Below are 25,446 nucleotides of genomic sequence, written 5' to 3' on the forward strand. Positions count from 1 at the left end.
CAGAGGGCGCCTCCCGCAACGCTTGGCGAACCAGACGTTGCGTTATTGGAGGCGCCCTTGGGCGCGCGCGATTAACAGCAATGCTTGAAGCGTATCAGTGCACGTCTTTCCAGTATTCACGCTTGAGCAGGTAGGCGAACACAAAGAAGAACGCCAGGTACAGCAAGACATAAGTACCGATGCGCTGATGTTGCAGCTTAACCGGGTTAGCCGAGTAAGCCAGGAAGGTTACCAGATTCTTGACCTTCTCATCGAACTGCTCTTCGTTCAGAGCACCGGATTTCGGCACGATGGTCAGTTGATCGCACGCTTCATGCGTCAGAGGCGTGCCGGTCAACGGATCATATTGCTTCTTGCCGTCTTCGACGATCTGCACCTGTTTGCAGCCCACGACCTGGCGACCTTGCAGGCCGACCAGCACGTTAGGCATGCCGACGTTCGGGAAGACCTTGTTGTTTACACCCCAAGGACGTGCCGGATCTTCGTAGAACGAGCGCAGGTAACCGTAAAGCCAGTCAGTACCACGCACGCGCGCCACCAGGGTCAGATCCGGTGGTGCCGCGCCGAACCAGGTCTTGGCGTCCGCCGGCTGCATGCCGATGTTCATGTGATCGCCGATCTTGGCGCCGGTGAACACCAGCTTCTCCAGCATCATTTCGTGAGGAATGCCCAGATCATCGGCAACCCGCTCGTAACGCTGGAACTTGGCACTGTGGCAACCCATGCAATAGTTGGCAAAAGTACGTGCGCCATCCTGCAGGGCGGCCTTGTCGGAAACGTCGATGTCGACTTTCTCCAGCTCAGGACCTCCGTGCTCAGCAGCGAAAGACAGGACAGGCAAAGCAGCAAAAATCAGAGCGAAAAATAACTTTTTCATCAGCCAGTCACCCTTTCCGGAACCGGTTTGGTCTTCTCGAGCCTGGTGTAGAACGGCATCAGAATGAAGTAGGCGAAGTACAGGAAGGTGCAGACCTGCGACAGCAAGGTTCGCTCCGGCGTCGGCGCAAGAACACCGAGAATGCCCAGAATCACGAACGAAATGCAGAACACCAGCAGCCAGATTTTGCTCATCCAGCCCTTATAGCGCATCGATTTGACCGGACTGCGGTCCAGCCATGGCAGCACGAACAGCACCGCAATCGCCGCGCCCATGGCAATCACACCCATGAGTTTGTCGGGGATCGCCCGCAAGATTGCGTAGAACGGCGTGAAGTACCAGACCGGGGCAATGTGCTCTGGTGTCTTGAACGGGTTAGCCTGCTCGAAGTTTGGTTTTTCGAGGAAGTAGCCGCCCATTTCCGGGAAGAAGAACACAATAAAACAGAAGATAAACAGGAACACCACGACACCGACTATGTCTTTCACGGTGTAGTACGGGTGGAAGGCAATGCCGTCCAGCGGGATGCCGTTTTCGTCTTTGTGCTTCTTGATGTCGACGCCATCAGGGTTGTTCGAACCGACTTCGTGCAACGCCAGAATGTGCAGCACGACCAGACCGAGAATCACGATTGGCAGAGCCACCACATGCAAGGCGAAGAAGCGGTTCAGGGTGATCCCGGAGATCAGGTAGTCACCACGAATCCACTGCGTCAGGTCGTTTCCGATCACCGGAATCGCACCGAACAGCGAGATGATCACCTGGGCACCCCAGTAGGACATCTGACCCCAAGGCAACAGATAACCCATGAAGGCTTCGGCCATCAGCGCCAGGTAAATCAGCATGCCGAAGACCCAGACCAGCTCGCGCGGTTTCTGGTACGAACCGTAGAGCAGGCCACGGAACATGTGCAGATAAACCACGATGAAAAACGCCGAAGCGCCGGTCGAGTGCAGCAGACGCAGGATCGAGCCGTACTCGACGTCGCGCATGATGTATTCAACGGAAGCGAAGGCTTCTTCTGCCGACGGCGTGTAACTCATCGTCAGCCAGACACCGGTAACGATCTGATTCACCAGCACCAGCAGCGCCAAGGAGCCGAAGAAATAGAAGAAGTTGAAGTTTTTTGGAGCGTAATACTTGCTGAGATGGTCTTCCCACATTTTGGTCGCGGGAAAGCGCGCATCAACCCAATCCATGAACTTGCTCATCACGCTTTCTCCGTATCGACGCCAATGACAATCAGGTCATCGGTCTCATAGGAATGCGGGGGAACTGGCAGGTTCAAAGGCGCAGGTTGCGACTTGTAGACGCGGCCAGCCAGATCGTAGTGGGAACCATGGCAAGGGCAGAAATAGCCACCGACCCAGTCTTTACCGAGATCCGCAGGTGCCACTTCGGGACGGAAGGTTGGTGAGCAACCCAAGTGTGTGCAGATCCCGATCAGCAGCAGAATTTCCGGCTTGATCGAGCGCACTTCAGGGTCGACATAGGTGGGTTGCGTGGAGTTTTTGGAGGTTGGATCGGAGAGCTGGCCCTCGATCTTCTTGAGATTCCCCAGGATTTCCTCGGTACGGCGGACAATGAACACCGGCTGGCCGCGCCATTCAGCAATCATCTGCTGTCCTGGCTCGATTTTGCTGACATTCACTTTCACCGGTGCACCGGCGGCTTTCGCCTTGGCACTGGGAAACCATGACCCCACGAACGGGACCGCAGCCCCCACCGCTCCTGCAGCACCCACCACGGATGTGGCTGCTACCAAGAAGCGACGCCGGCCTGCATTCACGCCGTCATTGCTCATTCAGTCCTCTCCCATCAGCTTTTGTGGCCTGTTAAATCAGGCGTCTACTAAATAAATCAATGTTACTTATAAAAATTTTGCCGAGATGGTAATGAAAAGCCCCAATTCTGACAAGGGAATTACCCGGAGCTCTTACCCTCAAGCCTTGCAGTATAGGGGGTCTACGGAAGTGGCAAGTTGTCGCAGCGCAATTCTTTGATAAATCACAGGCATAAAAAAACGCCCGCTTCCGTGAGGAGGCGGGCGTTCTTTTTGAACGCGGAAGCGGAATTAACGCTTCGAGTACTGCGGACGCTTACGCGCTTTACGCAGACCAACTTTCTTACGTTCAACTTCACGGGCGTCGCGAGTAACGAAGCCAGCTTTGCGCAGAGCGCCACGCAGGGTTTCGTCGTAGTCCATCAGAGCGCGAGTGATGCCGTGGCGGATTGCGCCAGCTTGACCACTTACACCACCACCGATCACGGTGACGTAGATGTCGAACTTCTCGACAGTCTCGGTCAGCTCCAGCGGCTGACGAACTACCATGCGGGCAGTTTCGCGGCCGAAGAAGTTATCCAGCGAACGGTTGTTGATGGAGATGTTACCAGTACCCGGACGCAGGAAAACGCGTGCGGTTGCGGTCTTGCGACGGCCAGTGCCGTAATTTTGAGTCGCCGACATAATGTACTATTCCGTTAAAACTTCAGTTCTTGGGGCTGCTGAGCAGTATGTGGGTGTGCAGCGCCCGCATAGACTTTCAGCTTACGGTACATGTCGCGACCCAGTGGGTTTTTAGGCAGCATGCCTTTAACCGCGGTCTCGATCACGCGCTCAGGGGCTTTAGCGATCAGCTTTTCAAAGTTGATCGACTTGATGCCGCCCGGGAAACCGGAGTGGGAGTAGTACATTTTGTCAGTGGTTTTAGCACCGGTAACACGAATCTGCTCAGCGTTGATTACGACGATGTAGTCGCCGGTGTCAACGTGAGGAGTGTACTCAGGCTTGTGCTTGCCACGCAGACGGCTCGCGATTTCGGTGGCCAGACGACCCAGGGTCTGACCAGCAGCGTCGACGACAAACCAGTCGCGCTTTACTGTTTCCGGTTTAGCAGTAAAAGTTTTCATTCTTTATAGCCTCAGGGGCCGCCCTGTAAATTAGACGGCGGATCTTACTGAATAGTGCGTACTTTGACAAGTCAAAGGCAGCCGGATACAGACGCTTTCGGGGGCTCGGGTCGGCGCGTCCGTTCAACGGCAAGATTCTTCGGCGGCGGCGCATCACTTCCACTGCAGAAAGAGGTCGGCAATTATGCAGATTGCGAAAAATATTTCAACCTGCTTTTATGATTGTTTTGCCCAAGGAGCACCCGATGGACTATCGCCAGCTAGGCCGTACCGACCTGAACGTGAGTGCAATCTGCCTCGGCACCATGACCTGGGGCGAGCAAAACACTGAAGCTGAAGCCTTCGCGCAGATCGAAAGGGCCAAGGAAGCCGGGATCAATTTCATCGACACCGCCGAGATGTATCCGGTGCCGCCGAAAGCCGAAACCTACGCCACCACCGAGCGCTACATCGGCAATTACTTCAAAAGTCACGGTGATCGCGCCGACTGGATTCTCGCCAGCAAGATCGCCGGCCCGGGCAACACCATTGACTACATCCGCGACAAAAACCTGCGCCACAACCGCCAGCACATCACCGCAGCGGTGGACGCCAGCCTCGAGCGCCTGCAGACCGATTACATCGACCTGTACCAATTGCACTGGCCGGAACGCAGCACCAACTTTTTCGGACAGCTGGGCTACAAACACAAGATCGAAGCCAACCTGACGCCGCTCGAAGACACCCTCGAAGCGCTCGACGAACAGGTGAAGGCCGGCAAGATCCGCCACATCGGCCTGTCCAACGAAACGCCGTGGGGCACCATGCGTTTTCTGGCATTGGCTGAGGCCCGTGGCTGGCCGCGTGCGGTGTCGATCCAAAACCCGTACAACCTGCTCAACCGCAGCTTTGAAGTCGGTCTGGCAGAAATCGCCATTCGCGAGCAATGCGGTCTGCTGGCCTATTCGCCGCTGGCGTTTGGTTTTCTGTCAGGCAAGTACGAAGGTGGCGCCCGGCCGCCGAAAGGTCGTCTGAGCCTCTACAGTCGCTTCAGCCGCTATTTCAACGCGCAGTCGGAAGCAGCGTGCAGCCGCTATGTGGCGCTGGCCCGTGAGCACGGTCTGGATCCTGCGCAGATGGCGCTGGCGTTTGTCACGCAGCAACCGTTCGTCACCAGCAACATCATTGGTGCGACGACGCTTGAGCAACTGGACAGCAACATTGCCAGTTTTGATCTGAAGCTTTCCGACGAAGTGCTGGCAGGGATCGAAGCGATTCACAAGGATCATCCGAATCCTGCGCCTTGATTGAACGCTAAAAGCTTCGCGAGCAGGCTCGCTCCCACAGGTACAGCGTGATCCTTGGGGAGCGAGCCTGCTCGCGAAGAGGCCGATCAGATCATCACCAAAGCGGAACGCGGAGCGTCCCCGGCGGCATTCCCACGCAGAGCGTGGGAACGATCATCAAAGCGAACGCGCAATGATCTCCTTCATGATTTCATTGGTGCCGGCATAAATCCGTTGCACCCGCGCATCCGCCCACGCCCGGGCTACCGGGTATTCCCACATGAAACCGTAGCCGCCATGCAACTGCACGCATTCGTCGAGTACCTTGCATTGCAGATCGGTGCCCCAGTATTTGGCCATCGCCGCTGTCGGCACATCCAGCTTGCCTTGCAGATGCAGCTCCAGACATTTATCGACGAACACTCGACCGATCTGGATTTCAGTCGCCATCTCCGCCAGCTTGAAGCGGGTGTTCTGGAAGTCGGCAATCGCCTTGCCAAAGGCCTTGCGATCACGGGTGTAATCAAGCGTCCATTGCAACGCCGCTTCAGCTGAAGCCAGGCCACCAATCGCTACCGTCAGACGCTCTTGCGGCAACTCCTGCATCAGATAAGCAAACCCTGCCCCAGCCTGCCCCAGCAGGTTTTCCTTCGGCACGCGCACATCCTGAAAGAACAATTCCGAGGTGTCCTGCGCCTTCATGCCGACCTTCTCCAGGCGCTTGCCCTTGTCGAAGCCCGGCGTATTCGCTTCCACCAGAAACAGGCTGGTGCCCTTGGCGCCGGCCTTCGGATCGGTCTTGGCAACAACGATCACCAGGTCCGCCAGAAAGCCGTTGGTAATGAAGGTTTTCGAGCCGTTGATCACATATTCGTCACCGTCCAGCACGGCGGTGGTCTTCACACCTTGCAGATCGGAACCCGCCCCCGGCTCGGTCATCGCGATAGCAGTGACCATCTCGCCCGAAACCAGTTTCGGCAGGTATTTGTGCTTTAGCGCCTCGCTGCCGTAATGCAGGATGTACGGCGCGACAATGTCCGAATGCAGCGAGAAACCGATGCCGGTCAGGCCCAGTCGACCGACCTCCTCGATCACCACCGCGCTGTAAAGAAAGTCCGCTCCCAGCCCGCCATACTCTTCCGGCAGGTGCGAGCAGAGCATCCCCGCCTCCCCTGCCTTGTTCCAGAGTTTGCGGTCGATATAGCCTTGCTTCTCCCATTGCGCATGAAACGGCACGGCCTCTTTTTCGAGGAAAGTGCGGACGCTGTCGCGAAACAATTCGTGCTCGGGGCTAAACAAGGTTCTGGGGATCATGCGGCACCTTTCTTTGTTGTTGGAGGGAGATGACCTTCAGAGACTAAGCCTCCCCTCTGACACAGGACACTGGACACATCCGACAAAAAATAAGACGATCCAGCCGTCTGGTGACCACTTTCCCTTATAAAAACAAAACAAAAGTTGAATTATGTCCAAGCAAGTCTCCACGCCCTTGCGGCGCGTCAGCATCCTGGCAATCGACCGGGTTTTCGCTTCCACTCTCATGCAAGCCAAGGATTTCTTCCATCTGGCCAGCCTGCGTTATGGCAAACAACTGGGCCACGGCCTGACACCGGCGTTTGAAACACGCCTGGTCAGCCCCGACGGCAAACCGGTGAACAGCTTCAGTGACGTCGTGATGCCGGTCGACGGTGGCCTGGAAAACGCCGATGTCATTATCCTCCCGGCGTTCTGGGACGATTTCGATACGCTGTGCAGCCGGTATCCACAAGTCCTGCCGTGGCTGCGCGAACAACACTCGCGCGGCGCCGTGTTGTGCGGCGAAGCCACCGGGGTGTTCTGGCTGGCCGAGGCCGGTCTGCTCAACGGCAAGGAAGCGACCACCTACTGGCGCTTCTTCAATGCCTTCGCCGAGCGGTTTCCCAAGGTCTACCTCAATCAGGACAAGCACCTGACCGACGCCGACAACCTGTACTGCGCCGGCGGCACCACCTCAGCCTGCGATCTCTACATTTACTTGATCGAGCGCTTTTGCGGGGCCAACGTCGCGCAAGCCGTGGCCCGCGACATTCTCTATGAGGTGCAGCGCAGCTATGCGCCGGGACGCATCGGTTTTGGCGGGCAGAAACTGCATCAGGACGTAATCATCCTGCAGATTCAGCATTGGCTCGAAGAGCATTTCGCCGACAAGTTCCGCTTCGAAGACGTGGCCCGCGAGCATGGCATGAGCATCCGCAATTTCATGCGACGCTTCCAGACGGCCACCGGTGACAAGCCACTGCATTACTTGCAACGGCTGCGTATCGAGACCGCCAAGGGTTTGCTGTCCGGGAGCCGCAAGAGCATCAAAACCATCAGTTATGAAGTCGGTTACGACGACGCGAGCTTCTTTGCGCGGCTGTTCCGTCAGCACACTGAACTGTCGCCGAACCAGTATCGGCAGCAGTTTCAGCAGGCGGCGTAGCCCTCTGCCCATACACAACCCCATGTAGGAGTGAGCCTGCTCGCGATTGCGTCCGTCCATGCAGCATTTATGTGACTGATCCACCGCTATCGCGAGCAGGCTCACTCCTACAGGGTATTGCGGTGAATTCTGGACATAAAAAAGGGCCTGCAATTGCAGGCCCTTTTTTGTTTCGCGATTCTGTTTAAGGCTTGTGCGCCCGCGACAGGAATTCGTGCGATTGCATCTCCAGCAGACGGCTCAGCGTGCGCTGGAATTCGAAATTCAAGCGGCCGCCGGTGTACAGATCCTTCAGCTCGACTTCAGCGGAGATGATCAGCTTGACGTTGCGGTCATAGAACTCGTCAACCATGTTGATGAAACGGCGGGCGATGTCATCGGTGGTGACGCTCATCTGCTCGACACCGCTGAGCAGCACGGCGTGGAAAATCTTGCCCAGTTCGATGTAGTCGTTCTGGCTACGTGGGCCGTCGCACAGTTCGCGGAAGTCGAACCAGGCCACGTCGTCACACGTGCGCAGCGCACGGATCTCGCGGTTTTCGATCATCAACACGTCGTTCTCGACCGCTGCGGTGCACTCTGGCGTCAGAGCCTTGAAGCTCTTGCGCAGGCTTTCGTGAGCGGCTTCGTCGAGCGGATAGTGGAACAGTTCCGCTTGTTCGAGGTGACGCAGACGGTAGTCGACACCGCTGTCGACGTTGACGATCTCGGTGTTCTGCTTGATCAGGGCGATGGCTGGCAAGAAACGCGCGCGTTGCAGGCCGTCCTTGTACAGACCGTCCGGCACGATGTTCGAGGTCGCGACCAGGGTCACGCCATTCTTGAACAACTCTTCCATCAGCGTGCCGAGGATCATCGCGTCGGTGATGTCGGAGACGAAGAATTCATCGAAGCAGATCACCCGCGACTCGGTCGCAAAGCGCTTGGCGATGATGGTCAGCGGGTTTTTCTCGCCGCCGAGGGTTTTCATCTCTTCGTGCACACGCTTCATGAAGCGGTGAAAGTGGGTGCGGGTCTTTTCCTTGAACGGCAGCGCTTCGAAGAAGGTGTCGACCAGATAAGTTTTGCCGCGACCTACGCCGCCCCAGAAATACAGGCCCTTGACCGGCGTCTGATCTTTTTTGCCGAACAGTTTGCTCAGCAGACCCGGTTTGTTCTGATCGGCGGCGATCAGATCCTCGTACAGACGCTGCAGATGACGCACAGCAGTTTCCTGCGCGGCGTCATGGAAGAAGTCCGGGCGTTTCAGATCAGCTTGGTATCGTTCTAGGGGCGTCATAATTCGTTAGCAAGGCAACAAAAACGGGCCGTCACTGTAGCGACGGCCCGTGGGAATGGCAATCGGCCCTTGGTCGGACCGTGCCGCCGATTAGTCCTGAACCGGGGTCAGCGCGACGCGCAAAGCCTCGATGGCCGCGTCCCGCGCCGCAGCGTCGGCGAATGCCGGGCTATCGCCAACGCACTCGCCTTCCAGCCACACGCTGAAGCTCAGGTCTTCGCTGCGCACGTCCAGCGGCTGGCCGGATTGCAGTTGCTTGGTCACCTGCCCGGCGGTTTTGCCGTCGGCGAAGTTGCGCGACAACAGCAGTTGCTCGCCATCGGCCGCCAGCAGACGGAAACGGAAGCTGCCGTCGTCTTCGCGGAAACTGACGAAACGTGCGGCTTTTGCGGCTTTCTTCTTGGTCGTCGCGGCAACCTGAACCTGATTGACGAAGGAACGCAGGCCAACGGCTTCGCGCAGTTCGTTGAGGAACGGCGTTGCCACGGCACGGGCTTTCTTGGCACCGATCTGCAGAATGTCTTCCAGATCCGCCGGGCGCTCGATCAACTGGTGATACTTGTCGCGCGCTTCGCCGAGATCGTTGTCGAGCAACTGGAACAGACGGTTCTTCGCCTCGCCCCAACCCAGACCGCCGAGCAATTCGCTGCGGAATTCGTCAGCCTGCGCTGGCGTGGCGAAGGCCTGGAACAGGGTGAACAGGTGCGAGTTGTCAGGATCCTTGGCTTCGCCTGGCGCTTTGGAGTCGGTGACGATGCGGGAGATCGCGTCCTTCATCTCTTTGGCGCTGGAGAACAACGGGATGGTGTTGTCGTAGCTCTTCGACATCTTGCGACCGTCGAGGCCCGGCAACGTCGCCACGCTTTCTTCGATCAGCGCTTCAGGCATGGTGAAGAATTCTTTGCCCTGACCGAACAGGTGGTTGAAGCGCTGACCGATGTCGCGGGCCATTTCCACGTGCTGGATTTGGTCACGACCGACCGGTACTTTGTGCGCATTGAACATCAGGATGTCCGCCGCCATCAGTACCGGATAGCTGTAGAGGCCCATGGTGATGCCGGCGTCCGGGTCTTCACCGGTTTCGATGTTCTTGTCCACCGACGCCTTGTAAGCGTGCGCACGGTTGAGCAGGCCCTTGGCGGCCACGCAGGTCAGCAGCCAGGTCAGCTCAGGGATTTCCGGAATGTCAGACTGACGGTAGAACGTCACGCGGTCGACATCGAGGCCACCGGCCAGCCAGGTCGCGGCGATTTCCAGACGCGAGCGCTGGATGCGCAGCGGGTCATCGCATTTGATCAGGGCGTGGTAGTCGGCCAGGAAGTAGAACGAATCGGCATTGCTGTCGCGGCTGGCGAGGATCGCCGGGCGAATGGCGCCGGCGTAGTTGCCCAGGTGCGGCGTGCCGGTGGTGGTGATGCCGGTGAGGATACGGGTACGGTTCGTCATGGGTAATCGCTTGTCAGACTGCAATCAATTCGAGAGACGCGGCAGGATCAGATCCTTGAGATCGGTCAGCTTGCCATGAAAAAAGTGTCCGCATTCTGCCACTTTCAGCAGCTCATGGGGGCGCTGGAGTTTTTCCGACCAGTCGTAAACCAGTTGCGGATCGATGACTTCGTCGGTTTCCGGCTGGATCACCGTGAGTTCACCCTGCTGCGGCAGTTGATCCTGCTCGCCCAGACGCATCACCGCCGGAGCAACCATGAACAGGTGCTTGAGCTGTACGCCCTGCGCTTCGAGTCGACCGCCGAGACTTGCTGCAACAAATCCGCCGAAGGAAAAACCGAACAGGGTCAGCGGCAGATCCGGGTGTTTTTCTCGCAGCCATGCAGCGGCAGCCTGAGCATCGTCGACCTCGCCGGTGCCCATGTCGTGCGAACCTTCGCTGGCACCGACGCCACGATAGTTGAAGCGCAAGGTAATCAGGCCCGCATCGCGCGCGGTGCGCTGCAGGGTCGAGACGACCTTGTTGAGCATGGTGCCGCCCTGCACCGGGTTCGGGTGGCAGATCAGCGCGATGCCGATTGGCTGCTCGTTATCCAGATACAGAGACTCAAGTTGACCCACCGGGCCGTCAATCACTACAGGGGTTTCACGCATCAGCAAGGAAGGAACTCCGTGACCTCGAATCAGGTCGACTCGTCTAGCAAATTGTCTGTGCCAATCTATTGCGAGTGAATCGCGGTATACAGCGCAGGTTCGAGCCGTTAACGTAAAGCAAAGCCGTTTATAGAGGAAGGACTCGTGGAACACTCGCTCTTAGTTTGGTTGTTACCGACTCTTGCCCTGGTTGTGGGTGTCGCCATTGGATTCCTGATCGCGCGCGTTGCGCCGAACGCCGCGCCGAGCCGTACGCAGCGTCAACTGGATGATATCCAGGAGCGTTTCGACAGTTATCAAAACGAGGTGGTCACCCACTTCAACAGCACCGCGATGCTGGTCAAGAAGCTGACCCAGAGCTATCAGGAAGTGCAGGATCATCTCGCCGAGGGCGCCAATCGTCTGGCCCTGGACGAGCAGACCCGCCAGCGCCTGATCGCCGCCCTGCACGCTGACGCGGCAGTCGCACCACGTGAACGCCTGACGCCACCGCGCGATCAGGAGCCGCCACGTGATTACGCACCGAAGACCCCGAACTCACCGGGCATGCTCGATGAGCATTATGGTTTGAAGAAGTAATCAGCCTTCGCTGACAAACAAAAAGCCCCCGGACAGCGATGTGTCCGGGGGCTTTTTTGTATCCGATGATTTGTGCCTGTTTGTTATGCCCCCTTCGCGAGCAAGCTCGCTCCCACAGGGTTAGGTGTGGAACACAACTTTTGTGTACATCATCAATTCCTGTGGGAGTGAGCCTGCTCGCGATGAGGCCATAACAGGCCAGACAAAAAAATGCCCGATCACTGGACCGGGCATTTTTTCATTCAGGCTAGCGCTTACGGATACTGCTGAACCGTACCCGGCTGCTGTTGCTGCTGACCACCATACTGCTGACCCGGGATCGCCTTCAGGTTGACTTCAACCCGACGGTTCTGCGCCCGGCCATTGACGTCACCGTTGCTGGCAATCGGGTTATCCGGACCGGCGCCACGGGCCGAGAGGTTGGCACCGCTGACACCTTGCGAGGTCAGATAGGTCGCCACGCTCTGCGCACGACGCTGCGACAGGTCCATGTTGTGCTGGCGGCTGCCGGTGCTGTCGGTGTAGCCAACAATTTCGATCTGGTTCTGGTTGAATTCTTTCAACGAGTTGGCCAGGTTGTTCAGCGGCTGGTAGAAGCTGGAAGCGATGTTCGCCGAGTCGGTAGCGAAGGTGATATTGCCCGGCATGATCAGCTTGATCTGATCGCCCTGACGCTGCACTTCAACACCGGTGTTGGCCATACTCGCGCGCAGTTTCTTTTCCTGCTGGTCGGCGTAGTAACCGTAACCGGCTGCGGAGGCACCCACCACAGCCGCACCGATCAGGGCACCTTTGCCGCGGTTGTTGTGGTCGATGGCGGCACCGGCGAGCGCACCGGCCAGAGCACCGAGGCCACCGTACTTGGCGGTTTTGCTCATGCCTTGCGAGCCACCGTCAGCCTGGCCCTGATTGTCATACGGGTTAGGCGAGGCACAGCCGGACAGCAAGGCCACGGCAGTAGCGACAATAATCAAACGACGCTTGGTGAACATGGAGAGCTCCTGGTTTTTCGCATTCTGTGGTGCAGCGGCCACTGGGTTAATGGACCTGCGCGGGCGTTTGATCATGACAATGCACAAAAATTCCGCCGGGCACTCGTGACAAAATATTTAGGCGCGCACAAACGGGTTTTCGCGCATCTCGTCACCCAGACGCGTATCCGGCCCATGTCCGGTCACCACGGTTGCGTCCTCGTCCAAGGTGTATAGCCGCTGCTTGATCGAACGCACGATGGTCGCCTGATCGCCGCCCCACAAATCCGTACGCCCTACGCCGCGACGAAACAACGTGTCGCCGGCAATCAACAGCTTAGCCTCGGAAAACCAAAAGCTCATGGAACCGGGTGTATGACCTGGCGTATGCAGCGCCACGCCGCAGCCGCAGGCCAGCTCTTCGTCGTCGTTCAGCCAGCGATCCGGTGACGGCACGGGCACATACGGCACACCGAACATCTGGCATTGCATTTCCAGGTTGTCCCACAGGAATTGATCTTCCTTGTGCAGGTGCAGGGTCGCGCCGGTTTTTTCCTTCATTTGCCCGGAAGCGAGAAAGTGATCCAGATGCGCGTGGGTGTGAATGATGCTGACGACTTTCAGGCCCAGCGCATCAAGGCGCGCCATGATCAGATCAGGGTTGCCGCCGGGGTCGACGACGATGGCTTTCTTGGTCAACGGGTCGCCAATGATCGTGCAGTTGCACTGCAAAGGGCCGACGGGGAAGGTTTCGCGGATGAGAGAAGGCGTTACAACTGACATGAAAAATCCTCGACAGACGGCGGACAGCATTTTTTCAGGATTCTACTGCACGCGCCGATACAGAATGCCAGGCCAGTAATTTGACGCCACTAATCAGAAAATAGTGGCCCTATGATGTCAAATGTATAAATTCTGGTGCAAAATCGCGTTCTTTTTGTAGCGGCCGCATCCAGGAAGGGTCGCATAGCTCTCAGGAAATTCCATGCCAACGCCCAAGACGTATTCGATCAGTTTGCCCTCCACGCTGACGGGCAATGCCCTCGTTGACAGCCTCATCTCCGGCACCTATTGGCTGGGAGCCAACTGGAGTCCGACTGGGCCGACCAACCTGAGCTATAGCTTCATGGCACCGGTCACTTCGTATTTCGTGACCGATTACAGCCCCGACAACGAATACAACGCACTGTATGAGCTCACGGCCGGGCAAAAAACCGCAATCACCAGCGCGCTGGGCGCCTGGAGTGCCGTCGCCAACCTCAACTTCACGCTGACCACCGACACCCTTTTCAACGTCGGCGACATGCGTTTTGGCGGCTATCGCTTGATGGACGACAAGACCGCTGCGTGGGCTTACTTCCCGGCCAATACGCCAGTCGCCGGCGATGTCTGGATCGGTCCGCAGACCAATGATCCGAACCCGGGCAAAGGCACCTACGACTACATGACGTTCGTGCATGAAATCGGCCATGCGCTAGGACTCAAGCACCCGTTCGACGCCAGCTCGACCAACAAGACCCTGCTCGACCCGACGCTCGATGATGTTCACTTCACGGTGATGAGCTACAACAGCAATTATTCCTACCAGCCAACCACGCCAATGGTGCTGGACATCATCGCGATCCAGAGCCTGTATGGCGCCAACATGGCGTGGCAGGCCGGTGACACTGTTTACAAGTGGGCAGCCAACCAGTCGATTTTCGAGACCATCTGGGATGGCGGCGGCAACGACACCATCGATGGCAGCAACCAGCTCGCGGCCGTCAGCATCAACCTCAATGAAGGCGCTTACAGCCAGATCGGCAAGGCGTTCATCGATTACAACAACCAGACCGCGATCAATGACGGCCTGGCGATTGCCTACGGGGCGAAGATCGAGAACGCCATCGGTTCTGCGTTCAACGACATCCTCACCGGTAACGCGCTGAACAACACGCTTGATGGCGGCGCAGGTGCCGACACCATGTCCGGTGGCGATGGCGTCGACACCTACTACGTCGACAACGTCGGTGATGTGGTCATCGAAACCGATGCCTCGCTGACCGCCCTTGACCGCGTATTCGCGTCCATCGATTACACCCTCGGCAACAACGTCGAAAACCTGATCCTGACCGGCACTGGCAACCTCAACGGTACCGGCAACTCGGTCAATAACCGCATCACCGGTAACGATGGCAATAACATCCTTGATGGCCGCACAGGCGCTGACACATTGATTGGCGGCCTCGGCAACGACACCTATATCGTCGATAACGTCGGCGACACCATCGTGGAAACCAGCACCCTGGCCGGCGAGATCGACAGTGTCTGGTCGTCGGTCGACTTCACCTTGAGCGCCAACATAGAAGCCCTCTCGCTTTCCGGTACCGCCAATCTCAACGGCACCGGCAACAGCGGCGTTAACTACATCAATGGTAATTCGGGCAACAACATCCTCGATGGCGGCGCGGGTGCCGACGTCCTGAATGGCGGCTTGGGCAATGACACTTATATCGTCGACAACATCGGCGACACGGTGACTGAAAGCAGCACGCTGGCCAGCGAAATCGACACCGTGCGCGCGTCGGTGGACTGGACCCTGGGCGCCAACCTGGAAAACCTCGTGCTCACCGGCGATGCGATCAACGGCACCGGTAACGCGCTGGACAACACGCTGACCGGTAACGCTGCAGCCAACACCCTCAATGGCGGCGCAGGTGCCGACACCATGATCGGCGGTGATGGCGTCGATACCTACTACGTCGACAACGTCGGCGATGTAGTGATCGAAACCGATGCCTCGCTGACCGCACTCGACCGCGTGTTCGCGTCCATCGACTACACCCTCGGTGCCAACGTCGAAAACCTGATCCTGACCGGCACGGCCAACCTCAACGGCACCGGCAGCGCGGTCAGCAACCGCATCACCGGCAACGACGGCGATAACATTCTTGACGGCGGCCTCGGAGCCGACACGCTGATCGGTGGTCTGGGCAATGACACCTATATCGTCGACAACGTCGGCGACACCGTCACCGAAACCAGCACCCTGGCGAACGAGATCGACACCGTCCGTGCATCGGTTGACTGGACACTCGGCGCCAACCTGGAAAACCTCGTGCTCACCGGCAACGCCGTCAACGGCACCGGTAACGCGCTGAACAACACGCTGACCGGCAACGCAGCGGCCAACACCCTCGATGGCGGCCTCGGCGCCGACACCATGATCGGCGGCGACGGTGTCGACACCTACTACGTCGACAACGTCGGTGACGTGGTCATCGAAGCCGATGCCTCGCTGACCGCGCTCGACCGCGTGTTCGCCTCCATCGACTACACCCTCGGCGCCAACGTCGAGAACCTGATCCTGATCGGCAACGCTGTCAACGGCACCGGCAATGAGCGGGATAACCGCATCACCGGCAACGCCCTGGCCAACACCCTCAATGGCGGCGCAGGTGCCGACACCATGATCGGCGGTGATGGCGTCGATACCTACTACGTCGACAACGTCGGCGATGTAGTGATCGAAACCGATGCCTCGCTGACCGCACTCGACCGCGTGTTCGCATCCATCGACTACACCCTCGGCGCCAACGTCGAAAACCTGATCCTGACCGGCACGGCCAACCTCAATGGCACCGGCAGCGCGGTCAGCAACCGCATCACCGGCAACGACGGCGATAACATTCTTGACGGTGGCCTCGGCGCCGACACGCTGATCGGTGGCTTGGGCAACGACACTTACATCGTCGACAACATCGGCGACACCGTGAATGAAACCAGCACCCTGATCACCGAAATCGACACCGTGCGTTCTTCGCTGGACTGGACACTCGGCGCCAACCTGGAAAACCTCGTGCTCACCGGCAACGCCGTCAACGGCACCGGTAACGCGCTGAACAACACGCTGACCGGCAACGCAGCGGCCAACACCCTCGATGGCGGCCTCGGCGCCGACACCATGATCGGCGGCGACGGTGTCGACACCTACTACGTCGACAACGTCGGCGACGTGGTCATCGAAGCCGATGCCTCGCTGACCGCGCTCGACCGCGTGTTCGCCTCCATCGACTACACCCTCGGCGCCAACGTCGAGAACCTGATCCTGATCGGCAACGCCGTCAACGGCACCGGCAATGAGCGGGATAACCGCATCACCGGCAACGCCCTGGCCAACACCCTCAATGGCGGCGCAGGTGCCGACACCATGATCGGTGGTGATGGCGTCGACACCTACTACGTCGACAACGTCGGCGATGTAGTGATCGAAACCGATGCCTCGCTGACCGCACTCGACCGCGTGTTCGCGTCCATCGACTACACCCTCGGCGCCAACGTCGAAAACCTGATCCTGACCGGCACGGCCAACCTCAACGGTACCGGCAGCGCGGTCAGCAACCGCATCACCGGCAACGACGGCGATAACATTCTTGACGGCGGCCTGGGTGCCGACACGCTGATCGGTGGCTTGGGCAACGACACTTACATCGTCGACAACATCGGCGACACCGTGAATGAAACCAGCACCCTGATCACCGAAATCGACACCGTGCGTTCTTCGCTGGACTGGACACTCGGCGCCAACCTGGAAAACCTCGTGCTCACCGGCAACGCCGTCAACGGCACCGGTAACGCGCTGAACAACACGCTGACCGGCAACGCGGCGGCCAACACCCTCGATGGCGGCCTCGGCGCCGACACCATGATCGGCGGCGACGGTGTCGACACCTACTACGTCGACAACGTCGGCGACGTGGTCATCGAAGCCGATGCCTCGCTGACCGCGCTCGACCGCGTGTTCGCCTCCATCGACTACACCCTCGGCGCCAACGTCGAAAACCTGATCCTCACCGGCAATGGCAACCTCAACGGCACCGGCAACGCGGTCAGCAACCGTATGACCGGTAACGCCGGTGACAACATTCTCGACGGCGGCGCCGGCATCGACACGCTGATTGGCGGCTTGGGCAACGACACTTATGTCGTCGACAACGCTGGCGACATCATCACCGAGACCAGCACCCTGGCGAACGAAATCGACACCGTCCGCGCGTCGGTTGACTGGACACTGGGCGCCAACCTGGAAAATCTGGTGCTGACCGGCAACGCCATCAACGGCACCGGCAACAGCCTGAACAACGTGCTCACCGGCAACGCCATGAACAACACCCTCAGCGGCGGCGCCGGTGACGACACCCTCGACGGCGGCCTCGGCGCCGACACCATGATCGGTGGCGACGGCGTTGATACCTACTACGTCGACAACGTCGGTGATGTGGTGACCGAAACCGACGCCTCGCTGACCGCACTCGACCGCGTGTTCGCGAGCATCGACTACACCCTCGGCGCCAACGTCGAAAACCTGATCCTGATCGGCAGCGCCAACCTCAACGGCACCGGCAACGCGGTCAACAACCGTATCACCGGCAACATCGGCAACAACATTCTCGACGGCGGCATGGGAGCCGACACCATGATCGGTGGCGCCGGCAACGACACCTACGTTGTGGATAACATCAACGATGTCGTGATCGAGCAGATCGGCGAAGGGCATGATCTGGTCAGAACCAGTATCAGCTACACCCTCGGCGCCAATGTCGAAGACTTGACGATGTTTGGCGACACGTGGGGTGCACTCACCGGCAATGCGCTGGACAACACCATCACAGGCAACTCCGCCACCAACTACATCGATGGCGGGCTAGGCGCAGACACCATGATTGGTGGAGCCGGGCATGACGTCTACAACGTGGATAACATCAACGACGTTATCGTTGAACTCGCGGATGAGGGGATTGATACCGTCAACACCAGCATCGACTACACACTGGCGGACAACGTCGAAGATGGTCAGATGATTGGCAGTGCCAACCTGAATCTGACAGGTAATGCCCTGGAAAACGTCTTGCACGGCAACGATGGCAACAACATCCTGTCGGGCGGTCTCGGCGCTGATCGCATGATTGGCGAGGGCGGCGACGATATCTTTATTGTGGATAACGTCAATGACCTCATCTTCGAGTTCCAGAATGGCGGTCACGACCTGATCCGCACTTCGGTCGACTACAACCTTTCGGATTACGTCGAGGACGGCACCCTGCTCGGCAGCGCAGACCTGACAATGTGGGGCAACAACCTCGATAACATTCTGACGGGTAACGCCGGCAACAACGTACTCGGCGGCAATGGCGGAACCGACAAACTGTTCGGTGGGGAAGGAAACGACACACTGTACGGTGGGTGGGGACATAGCACGTTGACGGGCGGTACCGGGGCTGACACCTTTGCCATCACTAACATGATCAATCTCGGAAAGGAATTCGGAACAAGCTCCTCGCAGAACGTCATTGCCGATTTCAACGCTCTGGAAGGTGACAAAATCGATTTCTCCAAATTCGACATTGACCCGATGACCCTCGGCTACCAACACTTGACGTTCATTGGCTCCAATGAATTCACCGGGCTGGGGCAACTGCGTTTTGCAGATAACGTCCTGTCGGGCAATCTGAGCGCAGACGCGGGGGGGCACTTCGAAGTGCAAGTGGTGGGCGTCAACTCGCTCAGTGCGAACGACGTCATCGTCTGATCCCTTAGCTGCCTGAAACATTCGAAGCTGAAAAATGAAAACACCCCGCCATCGCGGGGTGTTTTTTTGTCCACGTTTTTTATTTCCTAGGCCAACAGGCCCAACTCTTTGGCCCGCGCCACTGCCTGCGTCCGCCGCTCAACCCCCAGCTTGCTGTTGATATGACTGGCGTGGGTTTTCACGGTGTGCAGCGAAATGAACAATTGCTCGCTGATTTCCTGGTTCGAACAACCCTGGGCAATCAACCGCAGTACGGCCAGTTCGCGACTGCTGAGCTGTTCGGTGACCGTGGACTCCGGCATCTGCCGGGGCGGCGCTGGCGGTAGATGCTTGAGCAGTTGCTGGCCTGCCAGTCCGGGGAACGCCAGCAATTGCCCACGCAACCAGTCCGTGTGCTCCTTGGCCAATCCATCGAATGGCTGCAACACCCCGCCGGCCGCCAGCTCCAGCGCCTGGCTCAACGTCTTGCGTGCTTCCGGCTCGCGCCCGCCCGCCAGTAGCAACGCCACCTTTTGCGTCAACGCCATCACGCTGAGTAACTGGCGCCCGGTTTGCTGACCGTTTTCGTGCAGCACGTCCAGCCGCCCTTCGGCGAGCATCGGCTGGCCGCGCGTCATGTCGAGCAGCGCTTGTTGCAGCTCCACGTGCAATGGCAGTTGGGGGTGAAACTCCGGCGGCGCAGCGGCGCGCTCGCCGGTGTAGGTCTGGCCCAACCGCGCAAGCCACGCCTCGGCCAGATCGGTGCGGCCCTGCGCCAGCCACAACTCACATTTGACCAGCGTGATCATTGCCAGATAGTAGATCGGCGGCACGTCCCAGATGTGCATCAGGCGTTCGGCTTCGGCGAGCTCGGCAAAGGCCTTGGCGAACTCGCCGCTGCTGCCATCCAGACGCGCGATCACGCAATGGCCAATCAATACGCTGATGTCGCGACAGGCCCGTGCCTCGCCGATCCCGGCCAACAAGCGCACGCGTGCGGCCTGAGGCTGCAAGCGCATCGCCAACAGAAAACCCTCGTACAGGGTCAGCCGCGCGCGCACCGCATACAAACGTTGTGGCGACAGGCCGCGCAACCGTTCCAGCCCCTGATGGACTTCATCGAGTGCGCGCAGAATTTCACCGCGTGCCTGTAACACCCGCGCACGATCGTAATGGGCCAAAGCTTCGAACAACGGATTGCCGACCCGCTGCGCCAGCTCCAGGGATTCGCGGTTAAGACCGCGTGCGCGCCACAGATCGCCATCGGCAATGGCCAGATTGGACAGGGTCGATAAGCACATCAGCCGCTGGCCATAACGTTTGGCCGGCAGACTTTCCAGGGCTTCGCTGCAGTATCTGAGCGTCAGCTCACGATGGCCGCGGCCCCGGGCAATGATTCCGCTCAACGCCAGCCATTGCGCCAGCATCGACTTTTGCGCCGTGGCCGATGGCGCCGGCAGGAAACGGCTCAGATGGCTGGACAACTCTTCGGCGGCATCGAGCTGACAGGCCAGCCCCAGCGCCCAACTGTAGAGAACGATCAGCCGCGGCGTGCTGATCAGCAGGCTGTCGGGCAAATCCATTTTCCAGCGCAGCAGCATGCCGACGTTTTGCTCGGCCAGCAGTTGCTCCTCCGAGAGGTTCTGCACCAGATTCGCGGCGACATCGAGGTGACCGGCGCGCAACGCCTGTTCAACCGCTTCATCCAGCAGCCCCTGCGCGTTGAACCAGCGACAGGCGCGCAGGTGCAGCGTGGCCGTCGGCACCATCGCCTGAGCAATCGGCCGGCTGCGCAATAAATCAGAGAATAAATGGTGATAACGATACCAGTGCCCATGCTCATCCAGCGGTACCAGAAAGACCTGATGCGCCAACAGGAAACGCAGAATCTCGGCGCTGTCGTGGGCCTCACGAACGGCATCGCACAACTCACTGCAAAAACGCTCTTGCGGTGCGGTTTCATAGAGGAACGCCTGCACTTCGGCTGGCAGGCAATCGATGACCTCTTCCAGCAGATAATCGCGGATCAGCCCTTCCCCGCCGTTCAGTGCTTGTGGCAGCGCCGCATCGCTGCCGGCTTCGGACACCGCCAGCAACCAGAAACGCAAACCGGCGACCCAGCCTTCGCTGCGCTGAATCAGGTTTTCCAGCGCTTCGCCGCGCAGCGAACTGCTATGACGATCAAGCAAGGTCAGCGCTTCGTCATGGGTCAGGCGCAGATCCTGCTCATGCAACTCCAGCAACTGCCGCGACAGACGCAAGCGCGCCAGATGCCAGTCCGGGCGCTGGCGACTGGTGACCATCACCAGCAAGCCATCAGGCAGATGATTGAGGAAAAACTGCAGGCAACGGTCAAGCACCGGACCTTGCGCGAGATGGTAATCGTCGAGCACCAGCAGCAACGGCGCAGCAGGATCGAGGTGCAGCGCCAGCTCATCAAGCAGGCCGTCGAGCCATTCTTCAAAGGCAAAGGGCTGATGGCGTTGGCGCATTTTCAGCAGGCCGAGTGCGCGACTGCCCAGTTGCGGAAAATAGTCCTGCAAACCTTCGAGCAAACGTTCGAGAAAGCGACCGGGGTCATTGTCGCGAGGACTCAGGCCCAGCCAGAGGCTTTGCCAGTGCGCCGGCAGACTCTGACAGAACTCCACCGCCAGCGAACTCTTGCCGAACCCGGCGGGGGCGCTGACCAGCAACAGCCGCCCACCGAGCCCGGCCTGCAGGCGCTCGCAAAGGCGTGGTCGCAACACGTAGCCGTCGGGTAATGGCGGGCGAAAAAAACGCCCGTCCAGTGCCGCGACGGCAACGCTTGCGGGACCCGGAAGTGGGGACAGATCAGTCATGGCCGGCTCTTGTTCGAATTGCTGTTGGCGGCGTTGCAGATGTCCGCAGACTAGCCTTAAACGAACCGGTTATGAAGGTTGCTGCTACAAATGGCTACAAAAAGGCTACACCCTCCTGTGGCTCCCCCCCTACAAAAGCAAAAAAACGCCCCGAACCAGTCGGGGCGTTTTCACGAGGATGCGGCCTCGGGTTACAACGGGTTAGCGGACACCATCCTGACGCAGGGCGGCCGGGGTGAAGTCGCTGGTGGTAGCGGTGAAGCCGAAGTCATAGGCACTCTTCTCTTCGTTCTTCATGCCCAGTGCCAGATAGCGGCCGGACTGCAGGTCGTAAAGGGTTTCCAGGGCATACCACGGCACTTGCTTGTCGTAGTAGTTCTCGGCGTGTGCTTCAGCGACGCGCCACAGTTGGCCACGACCGTCGTAGTGGTCGATCACCGCAGCCTGCCAGGTGTCTTCATCGATGTAGAAGTCACGCTTGGCGTAGATGTGGCGCTGACCTTCCTTCAGGGTTGCTACCACATGCCAGACGCGACGCAGCTCGTAACGCGCCAGGTCCTGGTTGATGTGGCCGGCCTTGATGATGTCGGCGTACTTCAACTTCGGATCGTCGAGCTTGTAGCTGTCGGAGGCGATGTACATCTCTTTCTTGCCTTCGAGCTTCCAGTCGTAGCGATCCGGCGCACCGTTGAACATGTCGAGGTTGTCGGAAGTCCGCAGGCCATCCGCCGCAGTACCCGGGCCGTCGTAGGACACTTGTGGCGCACGACGGACACGGCGCTGACCGGCGTTATAGACCCACGCCGAACGTGGCTCTTTCACCTGGTCGAGGGTTTCGTGCACCAGCAGCACACCACCGGCCAGACGTGCCGGCGCGGTCACTTTCTGCTTGAAGTAGAACAGGATGTTGCCCGGGTTCGCCGGATCGTAGTCCTTCATCTTGTCGCGGAACACGAACTGATCCTGGAAGTACACCAGGCTGTACGAGCCGTTCGGTTGCGGCGTGGCCTGGGTCACCAGACGGGTCACGCTGCCACCGCGGTAGCGGGTGATGTGGTTCCAGATCACTTCCACACCGGTTTTAGGAATCGGGAATGGTACGGCGGTGTCGAAGTTTTCCAGACCGTTGCCGCCAGACACCAGGTTGGTGGTGGTGGCATTTTTCTTGATGGCGGCGAACACGTCATCCGGCACGGTCGCCCCGCGATGGGATGGGTAGACCGGCATCTTGAAGGTTTCCGGGTAACGCTTGAACATCGCGTACTGACCCGGCGCCAGCTTGTCCTTGTACTTGTCGACGTCTTTCGCAGTGATGGTGAACAGCGGTTGCTCACTGGCGTATGGATTGGACAGGAAACCCTTGCTGTCGACCGAGCCGGCATTCTTTGGCAACGGCTTCCACGCCGGGATCGAACCGTCGGCGTTACCGGCCATTTCGGCGCCCATCGGCGTCAGGCTCTTGCCCAGTTTGTCGGCTTCGGCAGCAGGCACGGCGGCCATGACGCCGGTCGCCAGCAGCGACAGGCCCAGAACACCGGCGTGGAACAGACTCTTTGTTATTTTCATAAATTCGTTCGTCCTGAATGCAGTGCTTAGAAGTTCACGCCGAAGCTGAGCGCAACGAAGTCGCGGTCATCCACAGTGGTGTACTTGCCGTCAAAGAAGTTGGTGTAAGCCAGGCTCGCGGTGTAGGTGTTCTGGTATTCGGCATCAACGCCCAGGCTGACCGCTTTGCGACCTTCCTCGAAGTTGCCGCCAGGGCCTGGCGAGTAACCGCTGACGTCGTGGGACCAGGCCACGTTCGGCTTGAGGTTCACACCGGCGAAGACGTCGTTGTATTCCCAGATGGCGCGACCGCGGTAACCCCACGACATCGATGTGGTGAAACCGTCGTTGTCGCAATTGCGGCTGCGGTTGTTCTGCGGCGAACCCGGCCCTGCACCGTTGATGGTGCTGGCGTTGAGAATGTTGGCGCAGGTGTTGGCTGTGCCAGTGGCCGGCAACTCGCCCGGGCCATACACCGGATCGCGGCCATAACGCTTCTCGGAACGGCTTTCCAGGCCGCCGACGTAGGTCGCGCCGACTTCACCGACGAGGGTCAGACGGCTGGCGCCCATGACCTGGTCGAAGAAGTGCGTGAACGTTGTCTGGATCTGGGTGATTTCCTTGCGTTCGTAACCGTGCAGGTCCTGACCCGGCACGCCATTGAGAATCGAAGCGTTGGTCAGTGCACCACCGATCGGACGCACACCGGCGAACAGGATGTCGGTGGAGTTCAGTTGCACCGGCGCGTTCGGACGGTAGCTGATCTCACCGCTCCACGCCGTACCGGTAGGCAGGGTGGTGGAGAAGCTCAGACCGTAAAGGCGAATGTCTTCAGGGTATTCAATGAAGTAGTTCGAGTTGCCCGCTACCAGCAGTGGCGCGAGCGCGGCAAATGGCCCCGGCAGCGAGGCCGCAGTGTTGTAGACAGACTGCGGTGCACCAGTCGCACTGAAGATCGGCGCACGGCTGTGGTAATTCATGAAGTAGGCGCCGAACTCGGTATCGAGTGGCTCGAACATGTATTTGAGGGACGCCCCCCACTGACCGCTGTCGCGGGCATCGCGATCCGGGCCGCGACGCACCAGCACGCCTTCTTCGTTGACATCGACGCCTGCGCCCGCCAGAGGCCCCAGGGCAATCGCCGGAATCTGCGAACGCTTGTTCAGCACGCGCAGATTGCTGTCGCAGCCATCCGCAACGATGTCCGGCTGAGAGAAGAACGTGCCGCAGTTGTCGACGACGGTCTGGTCCCATTCCAGCTGGTAGAACGCTTCAGCCGAAAGGTTTTCGGTCAGGCTCTGCGACACATAGAACATGTTGACCGGAATCAGGCCTTCCTTGATTTCGGCACCCGGACGACGGAACGCGGAGACGTCGATCGGGTTGATCGAGTTGATGCCGCCGCCGATGAAGGTACTTTCACCCCAGCTCACCACCTGCTTGCCCAGACGCACGGAACCCGGCTGATCGGCAATCGCGTAGTTGTGGTAGACGAAGGCGTCGAGGATCTGCCCGCCGGACGATTTGGCGCCCTCTTTGCGACCCGAATCGCTGATGTCCTTGAACTGGCGGCTTTCATCCTTGAGTTCGAAGTCGTACCAGTATTTGCCACGGACGAACACGCCGGTGTCGCCGTATTTCAGTTCAAGGTCATGGATGCCCTTGAAGATCTTCGAAAAGGTTTCACCGCTCTTGAAGTTGGCGTGACCGTCATCGGATGTCTGCGACAGGCCGTGGCCACCGTTGTTGACGCCGATGAGGTTCTTGTTCGGGCTCTGAGTAGACCAACTGGCACCGATCGACAGGGACGAGTCGAACTGGCCCTCGATTTCACCGACGTTGAAACTGACGCCGAATGCGGGCCCGGCGAGCGAAGAGGCAAGACTGACCGCCAGAGGCAGTTTCGCCCGGCGCCAGAACTGGTTTACTGAGGTCATCGACGCTACTCCATGTGCATTATTGTTATGGCAGTGAGTACTTTTAAAAACGCCTGAAGGACCAGGTGCCAGAGACAACCCGAAATCACTCCAAAGATGCATCGCCCCGATTTGTGCGTGTGCTCCGTTCTTAAA

Annotated in this window: 18 protein-coding genes; 4 read left to right on the top strand and 14 right to left on the bottom strand. The window is 58.9% G+C overall.

Annotated features, from left to right (window positions below):
- Nucleotides 1–94: 94 nt before the first annotated feature.
- The 5 genes from ACZZ0A_RS20355 to rplM form a co-directional block, all read right to left on the bottom strand.
- Nucleotides 95–877, bottom strand: a complete 783-nt coding sequence (locus tag ACZZ0A_RS20355; RefSeq protein WP_007917027.1) for a cytochrome c1 — start codon at nt 875–877, stop codon at nt 95–97.
- On the bottom strand, nt 877–2,088 hold the full coding sequence (locus ACZZ0A_RS20360; protein ID WP_007917029.1) for a cytochrome b: 1,212 nt from the start codon (nt 2,086–2,088) through the stop codon (nt 877–879). Before ACZZ0A_RS20360 ends, ACZZ0A_RS20355 begins: the two co-directional genes overlap by 1 nt.
- Nucleotides 2,088–2,681 (bottom strand): ubiquinol-cytochrome c reductase iron-sulfur subunit, encoded by a 594-nt coding sequence (gene petA, locus ACZZ0A_RS20365; protein ID WP_007917031.1) that lies wholly within the window; start codon nt 2,679–2,681, stop codon nt 2,088–2,090. The genes ACZZ0A_RS20360 and petA overlap by 1 nt, the downstream gene beginning before the upstream one ends.
- Before the next feature lie 270 nt (nt 2,682–2,951).
- Nucleotides 2,952–3,344 (bottom strand): 30S ribosomal protein S9, encoded by a 393-nt coding sequence (rpsI, locus tag ACZZ0A_RS20370; protein WP_003205364.1) that lies wholly within the window; start codon nt 3,342–3,344, stop codon nt 2,952–2,954.
- Between the two features lie 14 nt (nt 3,345–3,358).
- Nucleotides 3,359–3,787, bottom strand: a complete 429-nt coding sequence (rplM, locus tag ACZZ0A_RS20375) for a 50S ribosomal protein L13 (RefSeq protein WP_007917032.1) — start codon at nt 3,785–3,787, stop codon at nt 3,359–3,361.
- Between the two features lie 245 nt (nt 3,788–4,032).
- Here rplM and ACZZ0A_RS20380 point away from each other — a divergent pair, with 245 nt between their 5' ends.
- Entirely contained in the window at nt 4,033–5,073 is a 1,041-nt protein-coding gene (locus ACZZ0A_RS20380) for an NADP(H)-dependent aldo-keto reductase (RefSeq protein WP_463543661.1), read from the top strand.
- A gap of 156 nt (nt 5,074–5,229) precedes the next feature.
- On the opposite strand, the gene ACZZ0A_RS20385 is transcribed toward ACZZ0A_RS20380, so the two are convergent.
- Entirely contained in the window at nt 5,230–6,366 is a 1,137-nt protein-coding gene (locus ACZZ0A_RS20385) for an acyl-CoA dehydrogenase family protein (protein WP_095112414.1), read from the bottom strand.
- A gap of 250 nt (nt 6,367–6,616) precedes the next feature.
- Between ACZZ0A_RS20385 and ACZZ0A_RS20390 the strand changes: the two genes are divergently transcribed.
- Nucleotides 6,617–7,513: a GlxA family transcriptional regulator gene (locus tag ACZZ0A_RS20390; protein WP_171057287.1), complete on the top strand. Its 897-nt coding sequence runs from the start codon at nt 6,617–6,619 to the stop codon at nt 7,511–7,513.
- A 184-nt stretch (nt 7,514–7,697) separates the two neighbouring features.
- Here the strand turns inward: ACZZ0A_RS20390 and zapE are convergent, their stop codons facing one another.
- The 3 genes from zapE to ACZZ0A_RS20405 all read right to left on the bottom strand — a co-directional run bounded on the left by zapE (nt 7,698) and on the right by ACZZ0A_RS20405 (nt 10,892).
- The gene (gene zapE / locus ACZZ0A_RS20395; RefSeq protein WP_034156483.1) at nt 7,698–8,792 is read right to left on the bottom strand and encodes a cell division protein ZapE; all 1,095 of its coding nucleotides are present in this window, start codon (nt 8,790–8,792) and stop codon (nt 7,698–7,700) included.
- Between the two features lie 90 nt (nt 8,793–8,882).
- On the bottom strand, nt 8,883–10,238 hold the full coding sequence (locus ACZZ0A_RS20400) for a tryptophan--tRNA ligase (RefSeq protein ID WP_414917000.1): 1,356 nt from the start codon (nt 10,236–10,238) through the stop codon (nt 8,883–8,885).
- Between the two features lie 24 nt (nt 10,239–10,262).
- Nucleotides 10,263–10,892, bottom strand: coding sequence for an alpha/beta hydrolase (locus ACZZ0A_RS20405; protein ID WP_038361122.1), 630 nt, complete (start codon nt 10,890–10,892; stop codon nt 10,263–10,265).
- 144 nt (nt 10,893–11,036) lie between these two features.
- Between ACZZ0A_RS20405 and ACZZ0A_RS20410 the strand changes: the two genes are divergently transcribed.
- Entirely contained in the window at nt 11,037–11,471 is a 435-nt protein-coding gene (locus ACZZ0A_RS20410; protein WP_007917055.1) for a Z-ring associated ZapG family protein, read from the top strand.
- A 254-nt stretch (nt 11,472–11,725) separates the two neighbouring features.
- Here the strand turns inward: ACZZ0A_RS20410 and ACZZ0A_RS20415 are convergent, their stop codons facing one another.
- Complete coding sequence (locus ACZZ0A_RS20415; protein ID WP_007917058.1) at nt 11,726–12,463, bottom strand: OmpA family lipoprotein; 738 nt, start codon at nt 12,461–12,463, stop codon at nt 11,726–11,728.
- Nucleotides 12,464–12,580: 117 nt separating this feature from the next.
- On the bottom strand, nt 12,581–13,225 hold the full coding sequence (locus tag ACZZ0A_RS20420; protein WP_463543662.1) for an MBL fold metallo-hydrolase: 645 nt from the start codon (nt 13,223–13,225) through the stop codon (nt 12,581–12,583).
- A 202-nt stretch (nt 13,226–13,427) separates the two neighbouring features.
- Here ACZZ0A_RS20420 and ACZZ0A_RS20425 point away from each other — a divergent pair, with 202 nt between their 5' ends.
- On the top strand, nt 13,428–19,010 hold the full coding sequence (locus tag ACZZ0A_RS20425; RefSeq protein WP_463543663.1) for a matrixin family metalloprotease: 5,583 nt from the start codon (nt 13,428–13,430) through the stop codon (nt 19,008–19,010).
- Between the two features lie 86 nt (nt 19,011–19,096).
- Here ACZZ0A_RS20425 and ACZZ0A_RS20430 read toward each other — a convergent pair whose 3' ends face one another.
- From ACZZ0A_RS20430 to ACZZ0A_RS20440, 3 genes are all read right to left on the bottom strand, one after another.
- Nucleotides 19,097–21,829, bottom strand: a complete 2,733-nt coding sequence (locus ACZZ0A_RS20430; RefSeq protein WP_095112420.1) for a LuxR C-terminal-related transcriptional regulator — start codon at nt 21,827–21,829, stop codon at nt 19,097–19,099.
- A 201-nt stretch (nt 21,830–22,030) separates the two neighbouring features.
- Nucleotides 22,031–23,395 carry a DUF1329 domain-containing protein gene (locus tag ACZZ0A_RS20435; protein WP_007912796.1) on the bottom strand — a complete coding sequence of 455 codons (1,365 nt, stop codon included), beginning with the start codon at nt 23,393–23,395 and terminating at the stop codon, nt 22,031–22,033.
- Between the two features lie 26 nt (nt 23,396–23,421).
- Nucleotides 23,422–25,311, bottom strand: coding sequence for a DUF1302 domain-containing protein (locus ACZZ0A_RS20440; RefSeq protein WP_007912799.1), 1,890 nt, complete (start codon nt 25,309–25,311; stop codon nt 23,422–23,424).
- Nucleotides 25,312–25,446: the final 135 nt, after the last annotated feature.

The organism is Pseudomonas sp. AC242 (genome assembly GCF_979258655.1).